Genomic DNA, 1380 nt, shown 5'->3' on the forward strand with positions numbered 1-1380 from the left:
TCAGTCGATCACATCGACAGCCGCACTATCTCGTCCAGTAGACGCTGAATCTGCTTGAACTGTGCTCGGCCCGTCTCGAAGAGATGGTGGCGGTGAGTTTCGGCACTGGACAGTCGCTGTCGGCGGCGAATCGCCGCCGACGCGACAGTGTCGCCACTCACAATCGCTGTCCCAATTCAGGGACAGCTACCGGAAGAACCGGTCGTCAAGTGGTTGATTCGCTGGGACAGCCCTGCGCACACCGAGAGCTGTCCAGGCAGCACGAACTACCATCTCACAGAACTCCGTGAACGACCACTTCCAGAGGCGGCGCCCCCCACGACGGGGCGCCGCCACGTACATCCAGTGGAGATAGCGCCAGACGTTCTGCAGCAACAGACTCACGATGAACAGCAACAACCGAAGCCCGGCATCTCGAGAACTGGTGAGAGCGAGGCTCTGATTGGCTAACCGGTAGCTTGACTCGATTCCGAAGCGCTTGCTATAGTGTTCTCGTGCGTCCCGTGGTGTGTCGATGAACGGCGCGTCAGCGGCGTAGCCGTGACGCGCCACTCCGTGTTCGTCGTATCGTCCTTGTTGGTAGACACAGTCGATGAACACAGGGAAGGTTACCCGCCCAGCGAGTTCGTGTTCGATCACGCGACTCCAGCCGCTGCTGAGTTCGTCCTGGATCGTTTCGCCCCACTTGACGATTGGCATGATGTAGGCGTAGTTGTGCGCGTACAGCAGTTTGAGGCAGGTACTGTTGTAGAATCCGCGGTCAAGGTAGACGGCCTTGACGCGCAGGTCAAGGCCGTCGAGAAGGTCGAGGAACTCACTGAGGGCATCGCTGGTGGTTTCGCCAGCGACCAGCTGGCGAACCGCCAACGTGTATCTCTTGTTGCGCACCCGCGCATACAGCGTGACGTACGCGTGGAACGCAGTGGTTCCTCGTTTCGCCTGCGAGAAGTACAGCGCCTCTGTCTCATCTTCGTCACCGTAGTAGGAATCGAGATGGAGGTCGGCGACGACCTCCACCGGTCGATCCGGGAGCGTCTCAAGGACATCCCGTTGAAGTAGTGTGTTTCCGACAGCCTCGACGGTTTCAAGGTCGAACTGATCGGTAAGGTGTCCTCGGACGGTATTGGCGTGTGGCGAGTCTTCGGTCGTCTCGCAGACGTGATTGATCGAGGTCCCGCCGGCGCTGGCGCCGGCGAGGACCTCGTACAACGTCTCCGTCGTTACTTCGACGTTCTCTCCGAGGTCAATCGGAAGATCGTCATCGAGGCTGTTGACGACAAAATTAAGCAGGTGCTCTTCTTCTATCTCGCTGTCTGCTTGGCTAGGCTGCACACCTTCTCCAAGCAGGCACTTTCACTCAAACCCGATGTGATCGACTGA

General features: G+C 58.7%; 1 protein-coding gene. It reads right to left on the minus strand.

What is annotated here, in order from left to right; translation table 11 throughout:
* Window positions 1-186: 186 nt before the first annotated feature.
* Window positions 187-1332, minus strand: a complete 1146-nt coding sequence (locus tag FYC77_RS19935) for an ISH3 family transposase (protein WP_149083229.1) — start codon at window positions 1330-1332, stop codon at window positions 187-189.
* Between the last annotated feature and the right edge of the window lie 48 nt (window positions 1333-1380).

It is taken from the genome of Natrialba swarupiae (genome assembly GCF_008245225.1).
Taxonomy (GTDB): Archaea; Halobacteriota; Halobacteria; order Halobacteriales; family Natrialbaceae; genus Natrarchaeobius; species Natrarchaeobius swarupiae.